The sequence below is a fragment of the Tildeniella sp. genome, assembly GCF_059505325.1.
Window position 1 is genome coordinate 99,957 of sequence record NZ_JCACKI010000050.1, and the last position, 22,088, is coordinate 122,044.

The 22,088-nt window shown below is 51.9% G+C and carries 18 protein-coding genes; 11 read left to right on the plus strand and 7 right to left on the minus strand.

What is annotated here, in order from left to right; genetic code table 11:
• Positions 1-305 precede the first annotated feature (305 nt).
• Positions 306-1,352 carry a tRNA (adenosine(37)-N6)-threonylcarbamoyltransferase complex transferase subunit TsaD gene (gene tsaD / locus AC5JO6_RS16865; RefSeq protein WP_496082227.1) on the minus strand — a complete coding sequence of 349 codons (1,047 nt, stop codon included), beginning with the start codon at positions 1,350-1,352 and terminating at the stop codon, positions 306-308.
• A gap of 210 nt (positions 1,353-1,562) precedes the next feature.
• On the opposite strand from tsaD, the gene AC5JO6_RS16870 reads away from it, so the two are divergent.
• The 4 genes from AC5JO6_RS16870 to AC5JO6_RS16885 all read left to right on the plus strand — a co-directional run bounded on the left by AC5JO6_RS16870 (position 1,563) and on the right by AC5JO6_RS16885 (position 3,283).
• Positions 1,563-2,048, plus strand: a complete 486-nt coding sequence (locus AC5JO6_RS16870) for a Photosystem I reaction center subunit III (protein WP_496082228.1) — start codon at positions 1,563-1,565, stop codon at positions 2,046-2,048.
• A gap of 157 nt (positions 2,049-2,205) precedes the next feature.
• The gene (gene psaJ, locus AC5JO6_RS16875; RefSeq protein ID WP_190449101.1) at positions 2,206-2,334 is read left to right on the plus strand and encodes a photosystem I reaction center subunit IX; all 129 of its coding nucleotides are present in this window, start codon (positions 2,206-2,208) and stop codon (positions 2,332-2,334) included.
• Between the two features lie 6 nt (positions 2,335-2,340).
• On the plus strand, positions 2,341-2,475 hold the full coding sequence (locus AC5JO6_RS16880) for a hypothetical protein (protein WP_496082229.1): 135 nt from the start codon (positions 2,341-2,343) through the stop codon (positions 2,473-2,475).
• 265 nt (positions 2,476-2,740) lie between these two features.
• Positions 2,741-3,283 carry a photosystem I reaction center subunit XI gene (locus tag AC5JO6_RS16885; RefSeq protein WP_496082230.1) on the plus strand — a complete coding sequence of 181 codons (543 nt, stop codon included), beginning with the start codon at positions 2,741-2,743 and terminating at the stop codon, positions 3,281-3,283.
• Positions 3,284-3,365: 82 nt separating this feature from the next.
• Here the strand turns inward: AC5JO6_RS16885 and gmk are convergent, their stop codons facing one another.
• Positions 3,366-3,923, minus strand: a complete 558-nt coding sequence (gene gmk / locus AC5JO6_RS16890; RefSeq protein WP_496082231.1) for a guanylate kinase — start codon at positions 3,921-3,923, stop codon at positions 3,366-3,368.
• A 213-nt stretch (positions 3,924-4,136) separates the two neighbouring features.
• Entirely contained in the window at positions 4,137-4,400 is a 264-nt protein-coding gene (gene remA / locus AC5JO6_RS16895; RefSeq protein ID WP_496082232.1) for an extracellular matrix/biofilm regulator RemA, read from the minus strand.
• Between the two features lie 156 nt (positions 4,401-4,556).
• Here remA and AC5JO6_RS16900 point away from each other — a divergent pair, with 156 nt between their 5' ends.
• The 4 genes from AC5JO6_RS16900 (at position 4,557) to AC5JO6_RS16915 (ending at position 11,754) form a co-directional block, all read left to right on the plus strand.
• A complete protein-coding gene (locus AC5JO6_RS16900; protein WP_496082233.1) occupies positions 4,557-6,311 on the plus strand; it encodes an Rqc2 family fibronectin-binding protein in 1,755 nt (584 codons plus the stop codon).
• 669 nt (positions 6,312-6,980) lie between these two features.
• Positions 6,981-8,129 carry a glycosyltransferase gene (locus AC5JO6_RS16905; RefSeq protein WP_496082234.1) on the plus strand — a complete coding sequence of 383 codons (1,149 nt, stop codon included), beginning with the start codon at positions 6,981-6,983 and terminating at the stop codon, positions 8,127-8,129.
• A 122-nt stretch (positions 8,130-8,251) separates the two neighbouring features.
• A complete protein-coding gene (locus AC5JO6_RS16910; protein WP_496082235.1) occupies positions 8,252-8,956 on the plus strand; it encodes an undecaprenyl-phosphate galactose phosphotransferase family protein in 705 nt (234 codons plus the stop codon).
• 146 nt (positions 8,957-9,102) lie between these two features.
• Positions 9,103-11,754: a chloride channel protein gene (locus AC5JO6_RS16915; protein WP_496082236.1), complete on the plus strand. Its 2,652-nt coding sequence runs from the start codon at positions 9,103-9,105 to the stop codon at positions 11,752-11,754.
• 333 nt (positions 11,755-12,087) lie between these two features.
• Here the strand turns inward: AC5JO6_RS16915 and AC5JO6_RS16920 are convergent, their stop codons facing one another.
• Positions 12,088-12,483, minus strand: a complete 396-nt coding sequence (locus tag AC5JO6_RS16920) for a hypothetical protein (protein ID WP_496082237.1) — start codon at positions 12,481-12,483, stop codon at positions 12,088-12,090.
• Between the two features lie 491 nt (positions 12,484-12,974).
• Positions 12,975-13,529 carry a DciA family protein gene (locus AC5JO6_RS16925; protein ID WP_496082238.1) on the minus strand — a complete coding sequence of 185 codons (555 nt, stop codon included), beginning with the start codon at positions 13,527-13,529 and terminating at the stop codon, positions 12,975-12,977.
• Between the two features lie 334 nt (positions 13,530-13,863).
• On the opposite strand from AC5JO6_RS16925, the gene AC5JO6_RS16930 reads away from it, so the two are divergent.
• Positions 13,864-15,180, plus strand: coding sequence for a hypothetical protein (locus tag AC5JO6_RS16930; protein WP_496082239.1), 1,317 nt, complete (start codon positions 13,864-13,866; stop codon positions 15,178-15,180).
• 109 nt (positions 15,181-15,289) lie between these two features.
• A complete protein-coding gene (locus AC5JO6_RS16935) occupies positions 15,290-16,045 on the plus strand; it encodes a PspA/IM30 family protein (protein WP_496082240.1) in 756 nt (251 codons plus the stop codon).
• A 492-nt stretch (positions 16,046-16,537) separates the two neighbouring features.
• Here the strand turns inward: AC5JO6_RS16935 and AC5JO6_RS16940 are convergent, their stop codons facing one another.
• On the minus strand, positions 16,538-17,476 hold the full coding sequence (locus AC5JO6_RS16940; protein ID WP_496082241.1) for an exopolyphosphatase: 939 nt from the start codon (positions 17,474-17,476) through the stop codon (positions 16,538-16,540).
• A 284-nt stretch (positions 17,477-17,760) separates the two neighbouring features.
• Between AC5JO6_RS16940 and leuS the strand changes: the two genes are divergently transcribed.
• On the plus strand, positions 17,761-20,436 hold the full coding sequence (gene leuS, locus AC5JO6_RS16945) for a leucine--tRNA ligase (RefSeq protein WP_496082242.1): 2,676 nt from the start codon (positions 17,761-17,763) through the stop codon (positions 20,434-20,436).
• Between the two features lie 6 nt (positions 20,437-20,442).
• Here the strand turns inward: leuS and AC5JO6_RS16950 are convergent, their stop codons facing one another.
• On the minus strand, positions 20,443-22,017 hold the full coding sequence (locus tag AC5JO6_RS16950) for a glycoside hydrolase family protein (RefSeq protein ID WP_496082243.1): 1,575 nt from the start codon (positions 22,015-22,017) through the stop codon (positions 20,443-20,445).
• Positions 22,018-22,088: the final 71 nt, after the last annotated feature.

A 22,088-nucleotide genomic window follows, 5' to 3' on the forward strand; every position in this document is an offset into this window, starting at 1 on the left:
TCAGCAGGTTGATGACGAAAAGAAGGGAATCCAGTGTTGCTACTGGCTAGTTGTTTTTGATTGTACTGAGAGGATGACCTCACTGGCAGATGTGGATTTCCCTACCTGGGGAGAGAGGTATGGGGAAATGGGGGAAGCAGAGGGAGCGGGGGAAGCAGGGGGAGAGTTTTGAGTTAAAAGTTTTGAGGTTTGAATTCAGGAGTCAGAATTCAGGAGTCAGCCTTTTACCCTTAGCCTTCCCTACTCCCTACTCCCTACTCCCTACTCCCCACTTCTGCCCTCTGCCTTCTGCCCTCTGCCTTCTATCAAGAGTGGGCATAAAGCTGCATGACATCGGCGATCGCCATACGTGATTGAGCACCCAACGTTAATGGTGACGTATGCCCTCGGTTGAGGTGATCGGCAGCAGCACAGGCGATCATGGCGGCGTTGTCGGTGCAGAACTGGAGCGGTGGAAAGAGGACGCGCAGGTTATGAGCGTGTGCGGCGGTTTGTAGATGTTGACGTAAACCGCTGTTTGCTGCGACTCCACCACCCACTGCGATCGTGTTGAGTCCGTAGTCAAGGGCGCAGGCGATCGCTCGTTTGGTCAGCGCTTTGGCAACGGTTGCCTGAAAGCTGGCGGCTAAGTCTTCGATCGGCAGCGATTCGGTTTCTTGTTGGAGCTTTTGAGTCAGTCGCAGCATGGCTGTTTTTAAGCCGCTGAAGCTGGAATCGTAGCGGTGAAACCCTCCGGTTGGTAGCGATACTTGCCCTTCTGGTAGGGGAAAGGCTTTGGAATTACCATCTTTTGCGAGGCGATCGATGATGGGTCCACCGGGATAGCCCAGGTGCATCAATCGCGCTACCTTATCGAAGGCTTCCCCAGCCGCGTCATCGCGGGTTTGCCCCAGGGTTTCGTAGTGACCGCAATCCTTCACGTAAATCAAGCTGGTATGTCCACCCGAAACCAACAGGCAGAGAAAGGGCGGCTGGAGGTCAGTAGCGGTCAGGTAAGACGCATAAATGTGTCCTTCCAGGTGATGCACGCCGATCAGTGGTTTTTGATGGAGGAGCGCCAGCGTTTTTGCAGCAGTTAACCCGACGAGCAGCGCACCTAACAAACCGGGCGTACAGGTGGCTGCAATGCCGTCAATGTTAGACCAATCTAACGTTGCTTCGTCCATTGCCTGGGCGATCGCGCCGTTCACAATCTCCACGTGCTGCCGCGAGGCGACTTCGGGCACAATGCCGCCGTAGGGCTGATGAATGGCAATTTGTGATGAAATGACGCTACTTAGAACGTGACGATCGTCCACGATCGCTACTGCCGTTTCGTCACAACTTGTTTCAATCGCCAAAACCGTCGCCATTTGCTGGTACCTTTTTTAAGGTATGAACTGCCTCTTGTAGCTTAGACTGCATCAGGGGTCGCTTCAAACGGCACGATGCTAATTTAGTGAACCGACCGTTGCAAGACCTCTAATTTGTTTAACCAAGCGGTTTGTGCAAAAAATTGCCTTGTTTTGTCTTGTGCGTTTTGTCTTGTGAATTTTGTAATTAAAAAGAAGGGAAACAATTCCATGCAACGGTTGTTTGCTCTAGTGCTCGTCGTCATGCTCTGGTTCGGGTTTGTCTCCATTCCCGCAGCCAGTGCCTCTAACCTAACACCTTGTAAAGATTCAGCTGCGTTCGCTCAGCGGGCAAAAGACTCAGTTAGCGCTACAGCCAAGCAGCGCTTTGATTTCTACGCCAATTCAGGCGTTCTGTGCGGTGAAGAAGGTCTACCTCATCTGGTCGTTGACCCAACGGCGGCTCACGCTGGTGAATTTGCGATTCCAAGCATCCTCTTTCTCTATATTGCGGGTTGGATTGGCTGGGTTGGTCGTGCTTACCTTCAGGCAGTCAAGAAAGGCTCGTCTCCCGAGCAAGATGAGATCATCATCAACGTTCCACTGGCGCTAAAGTATGCCCTTTCTGGGTTTGCTTGGCCCCTGGCAGCCATCAAAGAGTTCACAACGGGTGAACTGACGGCGAAGGATGATGAAATTCCTGTTTCAGTCCGTTAGCCTGTCCGCACAATTTGAACTTTGGACTTGCAACTTGCGACAGCACATCAGGTAACGACGTGATTCGTGTGGCTCGCTCTGAGCAAAAGGTGTCCAGAGTCCATTGTTTGGATTTCGTCATCTAGAGTTGAGTTTTCAGTCTTCAGGAGAACACTTTATGCAATATTTCCTCAAGTATCTTTCGACGGCTCCTGTGATTCTGACTGCCTGGTTAGTGTTCACGGCAGGCATTCTCATTGAGTTCAACCGCTTTTTCCCAGATTTACTGTTTCACCCGATGCCTTAAAATCGCTTGGGTCGGGTATCGCAAAGCAAAGACATTGATGTCATGGCAGAGAGGGGCTGCGATCGCAAACGATCGCAGCCCCTCTCTACGAATAATGGTGTAATGGTCGATCGACCAACCGCGTCTGGCTCTGTTCTGTAGCTAACCTAAGAGCTTGCTAAAAAAATAACTGCACCCTTTTGGATCAGCGATCAGCTTTTCGCTGACGGCTGACGGCTGACGGCTACCATGCTGTTTCTGTACAACTCCTAAGTCTACCAATCCTCATAAATGCATTGAACGCAACATTATGACGGATGTGGTTCAGTTTAGAATTTGAGTTGTGAACGGTCTGTTAAGCACGGTCTGTTAAACAATGTCTGGTTTGAGGGTGATGGCAATTTGGACAGGCGGAATGAGGAGAGGTATGACAGTTAGCCAGTCCGACCATCAATCTGGTGGAGCACGAAACCAAATGAGCCAGTGCTCAACATCAAGCGACTTCAAACAGTCTGCACTGCCGTTCGTAGCGTCTTACGCTGTGAGTAATCCCCAGGACGGGAACTTAGCGACTCCGATCAATAGCTCCAAGTTCACCCGTTGGTTTATCAATCAGTTGCCTGCCTATCGTCAAGGCGTATCGTCGTTTCAGAGAGGGCTACAAGTCGGTCTCTCCCATGGCTTCTGGTTATTAGGTCCCTTTGTGGTACTGGGTCCTCTGCGCGACACTCATCTGGCGCTCTTTGCAGGACTGCTTGCAACGATCGGCACGATTGTAATTGCCACACTGGCGATCGCGATTTATGCCGAGAGTATGCCCTCACCGCCGATTGCGACGCTGACTACGCCAAACCCGCCCACCGATTTAGATGCGCCTCAAGGTTGGCTGGCGATGGCACGTGGGTTTCTGTTCGGTGGTACTGCTGGTGCAATCTTTGCAGCCGTCTTGTTGCTGCTCTTTCGCCTCTAGCAACACATTAAATTTAGCCCAATTAGCAACGACAAATTAGCAATGGCAAACTGGCGCAGTAGTGTCTGATGTAGCACTCTGGCTAACGCGCCGCTGTAGCAAAGAGAGTGGTTTCGATGCGATCGAGCGCCTTGGCAAAGTCATCATTGACAATGCAAGTATCAAATTCGTCGGCAGCATTGATCTCTGTCCGAGCGCGCTGCAAACGACGGATAATCGCCTCTTCACTGTCCTGTGCTCGACTGCGGATGCGATCTTCCAATTCAAGTAGAGACGGCGGCAGAATAAAAATCTGGAGGGCATCGGGAAAGTTTTGGCGTATCTGGCGTGCCCCCTGCAGCTCAATCTCCAAAATCACGCGTCTGCCATCACGGATTTGTTCTTCGACAGCATGACGGGGGGTGCCGTAGAAATTACCAGCAAACTCCGCCCATTCCAACAGTTCACCGCTGGCAACCATACGCTCAAAAGTACTACGGGTGACAAAATAGTAATTTTTGCCATCAATCTCTCCAGGACGCGGCGATCGAGTGGTGACTGAGACTGAAAGGTAAAGCTCTGGATGACGCTGAATCAGCGATCGTAGCAGTGTGCCCTTCCCGACCCCGCTTGGTCCCGTTAAAACAATTAGTGCTCCCATGCCAGCTTCCCACCCTCAGTAAGGACGATCTAAAGCGATAGAATATTAATAATTCTTTATCTTGTTCTTCATCTTCAACTAAAAAAGCACCTTCTGGCAACACAAACGCTAAGTTCGAGTCGCGGCGATCGTTTTATCAACTGTCTTTAAACTTTTGGCTCTACGACTTGACACCAGCATCACAAAATCTATTGCAGCACCTGTGTTACCAGGTTAAGCATCGCTCTGTGCATCCTTGCTGAAAACGAACCGATTCGCCACCGTTTCTGGTTGAATGGCTGATAGGATAACATGCCCGGAGTCGGTGATGATCACTGCTCGTGTGCGACGACCATACGTAGCATCGATTAACTGCTTACTGTCTCGCGCATCAGTAATGATACGCTTGATGGGGGCAGATTCTGGGCTCACGATGGCAATCACCCTGCCTGCGGAGACAATGTTACCAAACCCAATGTTGATCAGCTTCATGTCCATGCGGTTTGAGGGCATAAGTGGATACGAAACCTAGCAAAACGTAGTCTTCTATCGTAGTCCACAAAAAACGGTGCCACCAGGCAAAACCGCTAAAAAAAGACTGGTACGAGCATATGGTGCAGCCAGATCGTCTCCACCCTTTACTCCTCACATCTCTTGCAACCAGTTGACTTTACTACCCTTACCGCGATCGGCGCAGAACTGCGAACTGAATGGCTACCAGCTCGCCTGGAGCAGGTTTATCAGCGCGATCGCTATACGGTTTATCTAGGCTTACGCACCCTCAAACAGCGTGGCTGGCTGATGCTTTCCTGGCATCCTCAAGCAGCGCGTCTTTGCAGTAGCGATGCGCCACCCCGCACTCCAGACACCTTTACGTTTAGCCAACAGCTAAAGCACCAATTGGGGAGTTTGGCGTTGGATGCAATTGCTCCGATCGCGCCGTGGGAACGTGCCCTTGATCTTCAGTTTACTCAACGTCCAGGAGAACCAGCGCTCTGGCATCTCTACGTCGAAATCATGGGTAAGTATAGCAATGTCGTGCTTGCCAATCAGGACAATGTCATCGTCACAGCCGCCCATCAGGTGAGCGCTCAGCAATCCAGTGTGCGACCCATCCAGACAGGGGACGTGTACACACTGCCGCCACCCTTGACCGATCCCACGCCCAAGCTAACGGAATCCTTCGATCGCTGGCAGGAGCGCGTGAGCCTGGTGCCGGGTGCGCTGCGACGCAATTTGCAGCAAAACTACCGTGGACTCAGTTCTGCACTCACGCTCTCGTTGATCAGTGCAGCGGCACTCAGCCCTGACCAGTCCACTGACAGCCTCCAGCAAAATGATTGGCAACGGTTGTTTCACCATTGGCAGGAGTGGCTGCAAGCGTTGGAGCAGGCAACCTTTCAACCTGGATGGACGACTGATGGTTACACCGTGCTGGGATGGGGCATGACCCAAGCCGTCGATCGCGTTCAAACGGTGGTTGATCGCTACTACACTAGCCAGATCGATCGCCAGGAATTTGTCCAACTGCGTCATCAATTGGTTCAAAAGCTTCACACCGTGTTGGAAAAGCTGCGCGTGAAGGCGAACGTGTTTCAGGTACGCTTACAGCAGTCTGAGGTTGCCGATCGCTACCGTGAGCAAGCCGATTTGCTGATGGCAAATTTGCAGCACTGGCAGTTAGGGATGTCAGCGATTACGTTGCCCGACTTCACAACTGAGGAGCCAAGGACGATCCCGTTGCATCCTGAAAAAAATGCGGTGCAAAATGCGCAAGCTTTCTACAAGCAGCATCAAAAGCTGAAGCGTGCCCGCAACGCGATCGCACCCCTATTAACAGAGGTCAATGCCGAAATTCACTATCTGGAGCAGGTTGAAGCGGCGATCGTGGAACTGAAAACCTACCAGACTCCTGAAGACCTTAATACCCTTGATGAAATTCGTGACGAACTGATTCAACAGCATTATTTGAATGACCCAGAGTATCGTAACGCTAACTTGACCCAGAAAGACTCGCAAAGTCATCCCTATCGCTACACCACACCCAGCGGTCTCGAAGTGCTTGTCGGACGTAACAATCGCCAAAACGATCAGCTCACGTTTCGGACAGCAGGAGACTATGATCTCTGGTTTCATACGCAGGAAATTCCGGGCAGCCATGTCCTACTGCGTTTAACGCCAGGTGCCGCTCCAGATGTGACTGACCTGCAATTTACTGCAAATTTGGCAGCTTACTACAGTCGAGCACGCCAAAGTGAACAAGTCTCCGTTGTCTACACAGAGCCGAAACACGTCTACAAGCCAAAGGGCGCAAAGCCAGGGATGACCGTTTACAAGCATGAGCGGACGCTGTGGGCGAAACCCCATGAGGGGGAGCGGTTTGTGCTAGGGCAGGGGATGAGCAGGTAAAGTTGAGAACGGGCGGCACTTGGAAACAGGCTTCGGAGATATTTGGGATGACGAGCGTCTTCCTTTAGGATGATCTAAAGCTAAAGAGCGTAAATTTTTATGAAAAAAAGTATGTGTATCTTGCTACAATAAGACCGAACCGAGGGAATACTAAAAATTAGTAGCCCGCTGTACGTTTGGGAACGCACAGATTGGTTTCTTCCACTTCAAGAGAGCAACGTATTCTGTATTTTGACCAGCCTTTGTGCTGGTCTTTTTTATGGAGCGTGGTTTAGTTATTAGCGATCAGCGGTCAGCGGTCAGCGGTTAGCGTAAGCGGTCAGCGGTTAGCGTAAGCGGTCAGCGGTCAGCGGTCAGCGTAAGCGTTAATAAAAAGCTGAGGACTGTGGCTTGAGTGACCTGTGAGAGTTGCGATCGCTGCCATTCCCATCCCCAACTCTTCTCCTCAAGGTGAAGGGAGCCAGATTCTGTTTCTCCTTTGGGAGAGAGCTAGAGTGAGGCAACATTGCAGGGGATTATCCTTGTTCCTAAGAGTTAACCGCTGAAAGCTAACCGCTGACCGCTGACCGCTTTACCCGATCGCTATGCCAAAGCAAATAGGATTGCTGTCGCCCCCAGTAGTTTATAGTTGCACCAGAGTAAACGGTCTAAGAGATAGTACAAGCTGCTGTGGCATTGAAGTATGCACTGGTGCATGAATGGCTGACACCTCAAGCAACGGGCGGTTCCGAACTGGTCGTGCAGGAAATGCTCAAGCATATAGATGCAGATGTCTATGCGCTGATTGATTTTGAATCGACGAACCCTGAGAGCTATCTGTTTAAGCGCACGATCGGCACCACGTTCTTGCAGCACTTTCCGTTTGCCCGCAGGGGCGTACAAAAATACTTGCCGTTGCTGCCGCTGGCGATCGAGCAGCTTGACCTGCGTGGCTACGATGTGATCCTGTCATCGTCACACGCGGTTGCCAAAGGCGTTCTCACTGGCTCGAATCAACTGCACGTGTGCTACTGTCATGCACCGATGCGCTATGCGTGGGATATGACCTTCGATTATTTGCAAAACAGCAGTGCTGGTCAGGGTGTGCCGGGTTGGTTCACGCGCTACCTGCTGCACCGTCTGCGCCAATGGGATGTGCTCTCGGCAAATCGGGTCGATTATTTCATTGCGAACTCTCACCATACGGCACGGCGCATTTGGCGCTGTTATCGTCGTTCGGCAGAAGTGATTTATCCACCCGTGAATACCGATCGGTTTCGTTTCCAGGCGCACAAGCAGGACTTTTATGTCACCGTTTCGCGTCTGGTGAGCTACAAAAAAATCTCGCTCATCGTGAAAGCATTCAACCAGTTAGGAAAACCACTGGTGGTGATTGGTGGAGGACCAGAACTCAAGCGCATGCAGCAACTGGCACAACCGAATGTCCAGATCTTGGGCTGGCAGCCTGATGCGGTGGTTGAGCAGTATATGGCACAGGCAAAAGCGTTTGTTTATGCTGCCTTTGAGGATTTTGGCATTGCTCCGGTAGAGGCTCAGGCATGTGGTACGCCCGTCATTGCTTATGGCTTGGGGGGAACTTTAGAGACCGTGCGCGATGTCAAACAATATGGTGAGATGGGCACGGGCTTACTGTTTTATGAACAGACTGAAGCCGCGATCGTCGATGCGGTGAACGCGTTTGAACAGTATCAATCAGCACTAAATCCAGACATCGTGCGATCGCACGCGCTATCCTTCAGTCCCAGTGTCTTTCAAGACCACTACCAAGCCTTTCTGGAGCGCTGTTACAGAGAATTCCAGCAGCAACTTTCACTCTGAAAATAACGACTGGTTCATGCGATCGTCGCAGTTTTTCACTTGAATTAACACCAAAAACTGTGTAGATAGGGTGAGTGGCTTTATGATAATGACTGTGTGGTGTGGATGTGTGAAGGAGTAAAATGACTGCCGAAAGCCAATTAATCTCTGGCAAGACAATTCGTGCACTCTTAAAGCGTGGTTTGATACCGCTATTTGATCATGCTTTAAATGGAGCGTTTGCTAAACGGCTGTTTGACGTTGCCTTTTCTTTAACGGTTCTCATTGTTTTTGCCCCGGTTTACCTGCTGTTGATCGTTCTCATTGCGCTGAGTTCCCGCGGTCCCGTTTTTTACGTCCAAGAGCGCGTGGGTAAGAACTACAAACCCTTTGGCTGCATTAAGTTTAGAACGATGGTGCGAAACGCGGATGAGGTACTGGTGGAAATGATGGAAACCTCACCCAGGCTGCGTCAAGAATTTCAAAGCAATTTTAAGTTGCGGCGTGACCCACGCATTACTCGTATTGGTCGCTTTCTGCGCACTACTAGCCTGGATGAATTCCCGCAGTTTTTAAATGTCCTCAAGGGTGATATGAGCGTTGTGGGACCTCGCCCAGTGGTAACGGAAGAATTGGAACGCTACGGCAACTACGCCGATCGCGCCTTCAGCATTCGTCCAGGTATTACGGGGCTGTGGCAGGTCTCTGGACGGAATGATATTCCGTATCCCAGGCGTGTTCAAATTGATATCTATTACGTCAATTTTCGCAGTTTCTTAATGGACTTGTGGATTGTCGCCCGCACGATCGGTGTCATCCTCTACCCAAAAGACAACGGGGCGTATTAATTGAGTCAGTGATAGATTGCGTTGCAGTCGGCATTGCGGTTGGCTGAAGTGAGTGTGTGCACGATTGAGTGATTGGCTAAACTAACGGTGCTGCCCATAGACAGTCTGGCAGCAGTAACTCCAGAGATCTTCATGAGCGCTGGCTAATGCCGTTTCCGATCACGTTCAAATCGATCGCCCTCCTGCTGACTCCTAAGCGGCTGGCAATTCTTGAGGCAATTTTAATCGGTCTTGTTGCTGCGCTGGCAGCCGTTTTGCTGAAGCAAAGTATTCATTGGTTAGGTGGCTGGCGGCTGAAAGAAGCGCTGGCATTGCCCACCTGGTTACTGATACCAACGGTTGGGCTGGTTGGTGGGCTTTTAGTTGGCTTACTGGTTGAACGAGCGGCTCCAGAAGCATCGGGTAGCGGTGTTCCGCAAGTGAAAGCGGCATTGGCGTATGTGCCGATCGCGCTCAATCTTCGCGTGGCTGTGGTGAAGCTGGTCAGCACAACGTTAGCGTTAGGTTCTGGATTCGCGCTGGGGCGTGAGGGACCCACAATTCAGATTGGGGCAGCGTTAGCAGCACAGTTGAGCCGTTGGCTGCCTGCCTCACCCGAACATCAGCGTCAACTGATTGCGGCAGGTGCAGCAGCGGGCTTGGCTGCCAGTTTCGACGCGCCGATCGCGGGCGTAATGTTCGTCATTGAGGAACTCCTTCAGGATTTCTCCAATTTGACGCTGGGTACGGCGATCCTGGCATCATTTATTGGTGGCGTGACATCGCGTGTGTTAGCTGGACCAAACTTGCACTTAGGGGTCAATCCACTTAGCTATCAGACCAGTTTTTCGCTGGCAGAAATTCCCTTTTTTCTCGTTTTGGGTTTGCTGGCAGGTGTGCTGTCGACACTTTTCAATCACGGCATTCTCTATAGCATTCGCTGGTGCCGTCAGACTCTACGGGTGAGTCTCATGTGGCGCATTGGTCTGGCGGGGCTGGTGTCGGGCACAGCGATCGCCCTTCTACCTGTACCCTTCCGCGATAGCTATGCGCTGGAAGTTTTTCTCACCAGCAGCCAAACCGACTGGCGCATGGTGGCATTTGCGTTTGTGGTGCAGTTTGGTTTAACCATGATTGCCTGCGGCGTAGAGGTGCCAGGGGGCTTGTTCGTTCCCAGCATGATTTTAGGCGCATCGCTGGGGCATCTTGTGGGCATGGCTGAGCAGGTATTTCTCGGTGGCGAACCAGTGATTTACGCGCTGACGGGGATGGGAGCCTTTCTGGGAGCTTCTGCCAGAGTCCCCATTACGGCGATCGTCATCGTCTTTGAGATCACGACGAATTTCAGCCTGGTGCTGCCGCTCATGATTAGCTCTGTGACAGCCTACCTGGTAGCAGAGCGGTTGTTTCCAGGCTCAATCTATACACATCTGTTGGACTTAAAAGGGATTCGCATTGAGCCAGCCGTGGTACAGGATGGTCTCTGGGCAAGGCTTACTGCTGCGGACGTGATGCAGCAAAAAGTCGAAACCTTGAGCAGCCAAATGATGTTAGATGATGTGATGCAGGCATTCGCGCGATCGCACCATCGTGGCTTTCCAGTGGTGGATGACAGCCGTCTGGTTGGCATTGTCACCTTGACTGACCTCGACAAAGTAGCACAGCGACAGCTACCGGGCACTGCCTCGTTGAAAGACATCATGACACCGCAGCCCATTACCGTCAGTCCGCCCGATACGCTGAGTCATGTCCTCTACTTGCTCTCTCGCTACAAGCTTTCGCGCTTGCCAGTCACAGACCATCGCAAACTCGTGGGGATCATTACTCGTAGCGATATCTTACAGGTCGAATCTGACCAGCTCCGTGGTGGCTCCGATCACTTGGGACCCAGAGTGGAACCGTCCTATGTCGTCTACCAAACACGAGCGCCTGCAACGGGTCGGGGTCGGTTGCTCTTACCGCTCAGCAATCCTCAAACCGCCAACAGGATGCTCAAGTTAGCCTTTGCGATCGCCCAGGAACGTCAGTATGAGGTCGAATGCTTGCAGGTGATTCCCGTACCGCGTCACGCGTCACCAGCAGAAGTGACCGTGAATACAACTTTGAGCCGCCGTCTTTTAAGGCAAGCTGTCAGGCAGGGTAACGCCAAACGCATTTTGGTACACACGCAAATTCGAGCGGCACAGAGTACTGACCAGGCAATTTTAGACACGATCAGCGATCGGCACATCGATCTGCTGCTGATGGGTTGGAAGGGTAGCACCTCTACACCAGGTCGGATTTTTGGTGATGTCGTCGATACGATGATTCGGCAGGCAAGCTGCGATGTTGTGCTAGTAAAACTGGGTGAAACCGCTGGCAGGCTTTCGCCGATAGTCGCCGCAGCACCCAGTGATCATGGGCAACATGTCATGGGTTGGAACCGATGGCTGCTGCCGATCGCGGGGGGACCCAATTCGCAGCACGCGCTGAAACTACTGCCAGCTCTGGTGACTCTCAGCCAGAACCCTGAGATTCGTCTCTGTCAAGTCTTCCACCCATCTGACGATGCCCAAAGCCAACTCCTGTTGGAAGAGGATGCAAGTTTCCTCAGGCAGCGCCTCCAGACCAGCGTGATCACACTCCCCGTCTGTGCAAACTCAGTTTCTGACGCGGTCATTGACATGGCGCAGAACGATCAGTGCGATGTGATTGTCGTTGGTGCCAGTCGAGAAGGACTACTCCAGCAGGCAATTCAAGGCAATATCCCTGAGACGATTACCCGGCACTGTGACTGTACAGTGATTTTAGTCAGAAAGGCGATCGTCAGTGGTTCTTAGCGGTGACTGTAAATCAGCTCATCGCGCTCTCACCCATCGATCAGCGTTTGGTGCGTGACGGCGTTGCCTTTAGCGAAGCCATGCCGAAGGCTTTATACCAATTCTATAAAATCGCCTTACAGATTCGTTTTTGCTGCTGACCGCTGACCGCTGACCGCCAGCCGAAGCGTACCTGTGTAGCCACAGTTTAGTGAGATGGTACAACACACCCTACTTTATTAAATCCACGATCCTTAGCGACATTTCTGCCTGAAGCATTTAAACAGCTAACATCTAGCAGAGTTCCACAAGGCAGACTCCTGACTGCCAGCCTCTAAGTGTTCGCTAAAGGGATCACATCCACAGCGCTTTGATTCCCGTTGTTTGCTTAGGTTCGACTGACAATGGCTCTAGCACCTGATGAGGCGCAGTACCGCTGGAACTTCGTTCTAGGGAACCGCGATCGTTCAAGGTCGATGAAACCTCAGCTATCTCGTCAGCATAGGCAGCAAGCTCTAGAGAGTCTACCAGTGCAGCATCCTCCATCGCAGCCAGTGTCTTCTGCTGCCACAGCATAATGTCCTCAAAATTCTCCCACGCTGGAGAAAACGGTGGGATCGCCAGCACACAAGCAGACCAGGCACCCTGAACGCTCACGTTTAGCTGTTGACAATGTCCTCCGCGCCGTCCTTCTGGCTCATAGTAGCGACAGCGCCGACAAACAGACGTTGAAGAGTGTAAGGTTTTCATTACTAAAGGAATCTTTTAAGAGCGTTATTAGTTTCATTCTGAACTCAACCATTTCCGTAGATCTGATCGGTTAAACGCTACAAGCTTTCTGCTGCAACTATCTGAGCGGTTTTGGTAACAAAAAGGCTTTTAGATTCTCTTCACCTTCACGCAATCAAGAGCAACACTTTTGCTAGTGGGATCGCTTCAAAATCGTCATAAACAGTCTGATTTTGTCTTAAACAGGTAAAGGATCAAGCTCAAGCCAGCCTTTTATTTGAGCCAAAAATGCGGTTATTGTCCTCAGATTACATCCCAAAACATCCTCCGAAAGCCGTATCTTTGAGGAATTTCTGCTGACCTTATCTGCATTTAACCCAAAACAAGCGTGATACCACGTAAGTTAGCAGTTAGAAAAGTAACATTTTCAGCAGCCTGCTTACTGAAAGTTCAGCTTTTGGTTTCTAAAAAACTACAACCTGAAATGCTTGCGAAGCGATGAGTCGCTACCTCTACCATTGTTTCGCTATGCAAAGGGAGCACATTTCCCAACGCTGCAATTCGCCTGGTGGGGTGGGGCATTGGCACCGAGGGCAAGATGGCATATTTTGGGTGCGCGATCGCATGAGCTTTCTCCAATGCTGGAATGCCTGTAGCGGGTCAGTCAGCGTCTCTGGTCGTTGTGTGTCGGCACGTACGGTATCTGTCAGGCGACTGGGATGTTGCTGCCACAGCTGTGCTTGCAGTGAAGCGTTCAGTGCCGATCGTGGCTGTTCTTGCCATTGAGCGCTTGAAAACCGAATGTCTACAAGTGACAACGAGAGGATGCCGTTGAGCTTCGTCAAAATGCGCTGACGCTCAAAAACCAAATTCTGTGCCCATGCAGAACTGGAGGTGGCAACCCGCAACACATCGTGATAAATCGAGAGTGGTCGCGTCTGCACTGCCACTACCGGTCCAACGGCTTCTACCCAAGCCCGTAATAGCCGCTGGGTGTGCTGCTGGTTGTAGGCACGATAGCGATCGCCCAGTTGACCCAAAACGTGATCGACAGATTTAAAGGACATAGCGTCAACGAAAGCATGAAGGGGGTGCGAGTACGCGTAAAAAAGTGTATAACGTTAGCTCAACGTCTGCACTCAAATGGCTGGCGATCGGTAATACTAGACGGCAGCGCATCTACAAGGATCACAAGTGGATCGATGCAATTGTTAGGGATCAGCTAAAACTGTTGGAGTTAACTTCGTCTGAAGCGTCACAGCTTTTATAAACTAGGACAAAAAGCAACCGCTGTAGCTATGCAGCCATTAGTTTAAATCAGCCCATTGGTTAAGCGACGATTCACTTCAAAAACTAGCTTCAAGCACTAATATCAGTCAGCGTTTTGGTAGGAAATGCGTCATGCGTCAAAATTCTAAGGTGGAACCGTCTACCCTATCGTCTCCAGCGATCGCTCTACATCCAGTGCTCAGTCTTGCTCTGGTAAATCTAGATATGCAGCTGGAGGATGAGTTGGTGCGCTACAGGCGACAGCGGGCGAACGGTGGGCGTGCAGTACCTCAAGCCAGGCGAAAGCAACCGTCTCAGCAATTGGATCTGATTGCTGTTGCGGCTACCAGCGATCGCAATAGTGCGAATACTACACAGCCAATACCAGCTCTCGAAGACCGTCTGATGGATGTGGCTGGGCAACCGATCGCGCCCGATACTTATAAACCCATTCCTGCATTTACGGCAAACCCGCAGCCGTTTGATACCGCGATCGCCCTTAGAACGCCTGCAATGCCTCCTGCGCAGGGCGGCAGTGCTGACTCATCCCTAGCCGCAGAAAGAGACGAGGCTCATACGATTACGCCTGCTGCCGACCCTAATCTGGGCGACTATCTAGAGTCTTCTGAGGAGCTGCTTCGCAGCCTTGCCGATGAGCAAGCCGAAGTGCGGGCAGAGCGAAACTTCATGCAGAGCCTACTCACGCCGCTGGGTCTAGGTTCTATGCTATTACTGCTGCTCTCCAGCGCCATGTTTGGCTACGTCATTATGAATCCATCCAGTCTTGGATCATTGGCTAAGCTGAACCAGTCTTCTTCCGCACCGGGGCAACCCCCAGTACCAGCGGCACCACCCCTCCCGCCGAATCCTGCCAACAGTGCGCTGCCATTTCTCGATCCAAACAATTTGGGAGTCCTTGACCCCGGTCGATCGTCTCTACCCTCGTCAATTCAACCGACGGTGACTCCGACGGGTAAGCCAGCGATCGCCTCGCCAACGACAGCAGCACCGACCTCGCCCGTAGAGCTATCTCGTAGCCAAGCACCCTCAGCGCCCCCACAGGCACCCATTCCAGCAGTGACATCTGCTCCGAGCCGCCCCTCTACAGTGAGGACTGTTGAACCGTCCCAACCTGCACCACGACGTTTTGCTCCAGCGCAGGCACCTGTCGCAACGGTTCGCCCTGCACCGCTTACAAATCCTTCAGCAGCCTCCAGTGGCAACGGTGCTGGAGTAGGCTCCTACCAATATAAGGTAGGGATTCCCTTTGAAAACGACCAGACCCTGGAGAATGCCAGGAAGGTCGTACCGGATGCCTTTGTGCGAACCTTGCCTGATGGCAGAACGATCGTTCAGCTCGGTGCCGCGCGTAGTGAAACTGAGGTGAAGACAAACGTTCAGAAGCTCCACGATCAAGGGCTTCCTTCTGCTGAAATCTACAAACGGTAAGGGGTACGAACAGAAAAGGTACGGTAGGATTGAGAAAAGTTTTGCGTTTTGAGCGAGGTCATACCGCCTAAGTGCTCAAAAGCTAAAACCGTCGCATCTGGAGAGCCGTATGGGACTTTTCGACCGAATCATGCGAGTGATTCGCGCCAATCTGAGCAGCTTGGTGAGCAGTGCTGAAGACCCGGAGAAAATCCTGGAGCAAGCCGTGCTGGATATGCAGGAGGATTTGATCCAACTGCGGCAAGCGGTTGCTCAAGCGATCGCCACCCAAAAACGCACCGAGCGCCAAGGCTCTCAGGCGCAAACGACCTCGGATGAATGGTATCGTCGCGCTCAACTGGCGCTCCAAAAAGGAGACGAAAGCTTGGCGCGCGAGGCATTGACGCGGCGTAAATCCTATCAAGATACCGCAGAAGCCATGCGATCGCAGATTGAGCAGCAGTCTACGATTGTGACGCAGCTCAAGCAGAATATGATGAAGCTGGAGAGTAAAATCTCCGAAGCCAAAACCAAGAAAGATCTGTACATTGCTAGAGCGCGATCGGCAAAGGCATCTCAGCAGATCAACGACATGATGGGGCGTGTCGGTACAGGTGGCGCGATCGCTGCCTTTGAGCGCATGGAAGAAAAAGTCTTGCAGCTTGAGGCGCAATCTGAAGCCGTTGCAGAGTTAGGCACAGACGATCTGGAGCAGCGCATTGCCTCCCTTGGTGAAGCGGATGAGGTTGAAGCTGAACTTGCTGCCATGAAAAATCAGCTTGCTGGCGGTTCGCAAGCGGCTCAATTACCTCCCAGTCAAACTGCTTTAGGCTCCCAAACCGACAGCGAACTTGAGCGCCTGCGTCAGCAAATGAGAGAGCCTTAGTTGTTTGAAGCAATATTTCAACACTGACATTTCCTTCCGTTGCAGCAGCGCTACGGTAGCAGTCCTAAGGATCGTGAATTTAATCAAACCGGATTCTTGCACAGGATGTGTAAGCGCAGCGTTACGCATTGCTTCTGGGGCTTGTGATGCGTTACGGCTGTTGCCAACACATCCTACAAAAGCTACTCAGAAGGTTATTTAAGCAGGGTTTACGCGTTTTGACCAAAACCTTGGAGGTTTAAGCGACTACCTTGGTAACGATGCTTGATGCTTAGTTAAAACCTCCGAAGCTTGCGTCAGTCCGACTAAAGACAAAAAACAAGCAGTTCTCAGCTTTTTACTGCAATGTGTCAACGTGTTCATAGCTATAACCATTGCTTCTCACTAACACGAAGCTCAAGGCAGATCAATTGGGCTTGCATCTCCCTTCCAGAGTGTTGAGTAGTTAACGCTCAATTTTGGCTGCTCGTTGTCTTCTGTATGCCAATTCAGCTAACCGTCAGCGGTAATTTGTGCAATCAATTCTTTTAATGTTGCTTCTCCGCGATCGTTGTCAACTTGGCAGGTGCCAGCGTTGGCATGTCCGCCACCACCGTATTTCAGCATCAGTTCACCAATATTAGTTTTGGATGAACGGTTAAAGATTGACTTGCCCGTAGCAAAAACGGTGTTTTGCTTTTGCCGTCCGCACATGAGGTGAATCGAGATATTACACTGTGGAAAAAGCGCGTAAACCATAAATCGATTGCCTGCATAAATCACGTTTTCGTGCCTCAAATCAAGCACGATTAAATTGTCGTAAACAGTTGCGCAGGCTTGAATTTGTGCTTTAAAGCGCGATTCCTGCTCAAAGTACAGGTCAACTCGTTCTTGTACGTCAGGCAACGACAGAATGGCATCGATCGACTGAGTTTTGCAGCACTCAATCAACTGCATCATCAAGTTGTAGTTTGACACTCGAAACTCTTTGAAGCGTCCCAATCCTGTCCTGGCATCCATTAAGAAATTTAACAGCGTCCAGCCTTGAGGATTGAGGATTTCTGTAGCGGAAAATTGAGCCGAATCGGCTTGATCGACGGCTGCCATCATTTCGAGCGAAAGGTGAGGAAAGCGCTCTTGCCCGCCAAAGTGTTCATAGACCACTCTGGCGGCTGAGGGTGCCTCTGGATCGATGATGTAGTTCTCTTTTTGCGCTTGATTTCTGATCGTTTCACTAGAGTGATGATCGAAGACTAAATAGGCACTTTCGACGTAGGGAAGGTTCGTTGTAATATCGTTTGCTGTAATCTCAATCTTGCCATCTTGCATATCTTTGGGATGGACAAATTTGATGTCGTCAATCATATCCAATTCTTTGAGTAGAACGGCGCAGACGAGTCCATCAAAATCACTTCTAGTCACTAACCGATACTTTGTACTGGCTGCGATCATTTACATCCCCTTCCTTTCAGTACTGACCTGGATCTAGGTTTCCCAAAACGCATCTGGTTTACACACGATCGCAAAAACTGCCAGGAGGGTTTGTATAGCTACAGTCACATGGGTTAGGACGGGGTGCAGGGGGTTCACCCCTTGGCTGGGGCAACGCCTCCATACATCTTTAATTCCAATGTCCTAAGCGTCTTGGCGACAGCCATAAGAGATTAGCCGTGGCAGTAGCCACTGTTTCTTTGTAGGGTAGAGTGTAGCAAGAGGACTGAGTAGGAGCCGTTTTCGTGGAGTCCCGTTACAACCCCGCTTCAATTGAGCAACAGTGGCAGCAAACCTGGGCAGAGCAAGGCATAGACCTGACACCAGACGACAGCAGCAAGCCAAAGTATTATGCGCTGTCGATGTTTCCTTATCCGTCGGGTAGCCTCCACATGGGGCACGTCCGCAACTACACGATCACGGATGTACTGGCGCGGGTGCGACGGATGCAGGGCTATCGGGTGCTGCACCCGATGGGCTGGGATGCATTTGGACTGCCTGCGGAAAATGCGGCGATCGATCGCGGTATCCATCCCGCCAAATGGACGTACCAGAACATCGACCAGATGCGAACTGAGCTGAAGCGCCTGGGGCTGTCTTACGATTGGAGCCGCGAAGTTGCCACCTGTTCGCCTGATTATTACCAGTGGACGCAGTGGATCTTTCTGCAATTTTTTCAGGCTGGCTTGGCGTACCAGAAAGAATCGGCGGTGAACTGGGATCCGATCGATCAAACCGTCCTGGCAAACGAGCAGGTAGACAACGATGGCAAATCGTGGCGATCGGGCGCAAAGGTCGAGCGTAAACTGCTGCGTCAGTGGTTCTTCAAAATTACTGACTACGCCGAACAGCTATTGAACGATCTGGATAAGCTACCGGGATGGCCCGATCGCGTCAAATTGATGCAGGCAAACTGGATTGGCAAATCTGCTGGGGCTTACCTGGAGTTTCCGATCGTCGGTTCAGGTGAGAAAATTGGCGTGTTCACCACGCGCCCCGATACAGTGTACGGCGTGACCTACGTAGTGCTTGCTCCAGAGCATCCGCTGACGCAAGTGGTGACAACGAGCGATCGCCAAGCAGCCGTAGACGCATTCGTGCAGGAAATTTCTGACCAAAGTGAGTTGGAGCGTACCGCTGAAGACAAGCCGAAGCGCGGCATTCCCACAGGCGGTAAGGCAATCAATCCGTTTACGGGTGAAGAAATTCCGATTTGGATTGCTGATTACGTCCTATACGAATACGGTACAGGGGCAGTGATGGGAGTACCTGCCCACGATGTCCGCGATTTCAAGTTTGCGAAAGAACAGGGGTTGGCGATTCAAGCGGTGGTAAGGGAGGCAGAGGAAGACAAGGGGGCAGGGGGAGCAGGAGGCAGAGGGCAGAAGGCAGAAGGGAAGGGAGGGGAGTTGGGAGTCGGGAGTCGGGAGTCGGGAGTGGAATCTTCCCCTACACCCCACACCCTACACCCCACACCCCTAACCCAGGCATATACCGAACCGGGAGTTTTGATCAATTCCGGCGCGTTTGATGGGTTGCCGTCAGTAGAGGCAAAAACGGCGATCGTCCAATACGCGGAACAACAAGGGTTTGGCAAAGCGCGCATTCAATATCGCCTGCGGGATTGGTTGATCTCACGGCAACGGTACTGGGGCGCACCGATTCCGATTATTCATTGCCCGACGTGTGGAGCCGTTCCGGTGCCGGATGCGGATCTGCCTGTGCAACTGCCAGAGAATGTGGAACTTTCTGGTCGGGGAGGCTCACCGCTGGCAACGCTGTCATCCTGGGTGAATGTGCCCTGTCCCACCTGTGGCACGGCGGCACGGCGCGAAACCGACACGATGGATACGTTCATTGATTCGTCGTGGTATTTTTTGCGCTACCCCGATGCACGTGATAGTCAGCAGGTGTTTGATCCCGCAAAAACACACGACTGGATGCCCGTTGATCAGTATGTGGGCGGTATTGAACACGCCATTTTGCATCTGCTGTATTCGCGGTTCTTTACGAAGGTGCTGCGCGATCGTGGTCTGCTCAACTTTGACGAACCTTTTCAGCGCTTGCTGACGCAGGGCATGGTGCAGGGCAAAACCTACAAGAATCCACGCACGGGCAAGTACGTCATCTCGACGCAGATTGCCGATTTGACTCATCCGATCGATCCAGAAACGGGCGATCCGCTGGAGTTGGTCTACGAAAAGATGTCCAAATCCAAGTACAACGGTGTGGCTCCGGGTGACGTGATTGACAAATACGGCGCGGATACTGCACGGATGTTCATCTTGTTCAAAGCACCGCCAGAGAAGGATCTGGAGTGGGATGAAGCGGATGTGGAAGGACAGTCTCGGTTTTTGAATCGGGTCTGGCGGTTGGTGATGGAGTTTGGAGAACAGCGGTCAGCGGTCAGCGGTCAGCGGTCAGCGGTCAGCAAGCCTGAGAAAGAACTACGCCGATCGATCCATACGGCGATCGCAGCTATCACCGATGATTTGGAAGGCGACTATCAGTTTAATACAGCCGTTTCAGAGCTGATGAAGCTAAGTAATGCGCTAACCGATGCGTCCTGCAACGAGTCGCCTGTCTATGCGGAGGGCATTCAGACGCTGCTAATTCTGTTGGCTCCGTTTGCACCCCACATTGCCGAGGCGCTGTGGCATGGGTTGGGACATACAGATTCGATTCACGTTCAATCATGGCTGACGGCTGATCCGGCGGCACTTGTAGCAGATGAGATGACGCTGGTGATTCAGATCTTGGGCAAAACGCGGGGTACCCTGCAAGTGCCGTCCCAGTCGAGCAAGGATGAGTTGGAACAGTATGCGCGAGAATCAGAGATTGCGCGTAAGTATATCGACGGGAAGGAGATTAAAAAGGTGATTGTGGTGCCCGGAAAACTGGTGAATTTTGTAGTAGGGTAGGCATTCCTACGGCTGGCAGTATTTGCGATCGCGATCAGACCCTGGTTCCTGCCAGGAGTAGGCAAAGTGGCTAATAGTGCGAACCTGGGGTGCTGTACGCTGGAGTGCCTGCATTTGCACTTCTAACGGAGGACGATTACTGACCGACTGTTGCCAAATGCCTGCTAGAACGGGTTTGACCTGAGTGCCACGGGGAGCCGCTTTAAGCACTCGTCGCACCTGCGCCATAATACAGGCAGTGTTACCACAGGTGGCATACGCCATGGGGTGCCACTCTAGAGAACTGGGAAACCGATCCCACGGCTGGAGGCGAGAGTCGAAGCCGTTCCGCCCCACGCTAAGGTTGCCATCAGAGAAGAAAACGACTCCAGCCGGGATGCCCTGACGCTGGACGGGTGCAACCGCCGCATTCACAAAGTCCAATACTCCCTGTGATGCATGAGCCACCGATAGCTGCCACAGATCAGACTGCAACAGGGCAACCCGACGGGCGATCGGTAGCGAAGCGGTCATCCGCATGGGGTTCAAGCCCTGCCAGAGCGGTTCTCGCTCGTTAGGATAGAGCAGATTCAGATCTCTGAGGTCGTCACCCGTGATAAAGCCCTGCCCCAGAAAGCGCCGGATCAGTTCCATGCCTCGATAGTTCAATGCCCGTTGCAACAGCGTTTGTTGAGACGCTTCACCGTAGACCCACAGATCTTGAATTTTGCCAGCAACAGATGCCGCACCGTATCCACGAGGATAACGGACATAATCGAACAGCACTCCGTCCGGTCGGCGCTTGGCGATCGACTGCACCATCTGAAGGTAATCTTGCCGTGCCTGGAGACTGTAGGGATCGACAAACGCTTCGCCAGGGTTGCCAACGCCCAGTTCGACGCTGAGTCCCGCGATCGTATTTGCTGTCAAGCTAGTTTGCCCTAAGCCGTTACGGGCAAGGGTTTGTTGTTTATCGGGGCGACGGACATAGCTTGCACCGAAGTTCATGCCAAAGAGCCAAGCGTAAACCTTTAGACCCCGATAACGTCCTTTGCGAATAATGTCAGCCAGCAGATCGGTGTTTTCTGCCCTAGAGCCAGCCAGGACAGCAGACCAGGGCGTTGGGTTATCGTTGGCAGGCAAGAGCACCTTACCGTTGTAAAACGCTTCCACATTGACCTGGGTATAGCCGCGATTCACAATGCGGTCTAAAACAGCTTCTAACGCGCCTGATTTGAGGTCACACGGGTAAAGCCTGAGCCAGATTGCTTGATTTTGCAGCCAAGACTGCTTGCGGCAGGTACGCAGTCGCTGTCCATGCTGCTTAATGAGATTGGCATAACGCCGTTGAGCGTCCCGGTTACCAGTCGCTGCAAGTTGGCGCAACGCTTCCTTTTGTTCGATCGCCGCTAGTGACTGTTGGCAGTAGGGGGCTGTCTGTGCAGAAACAGGGGATGGTGCAAGACTCCCTCCCACTAGACTGACCATCACAACAGCGGTGATTAGACGGTGAGGCTGGCGTTTACTGGACTGTAACGGTGTCAACGGAGAATGATTCAGCCACAAGCGATCGCGTAGACGGAGAAACTGTACAAATCCCATAGCAAACTCAGTACTTTTGGACAAATTACTGCAACCATAATCTGCCCTACAAGACTAATGCAGGATACCAG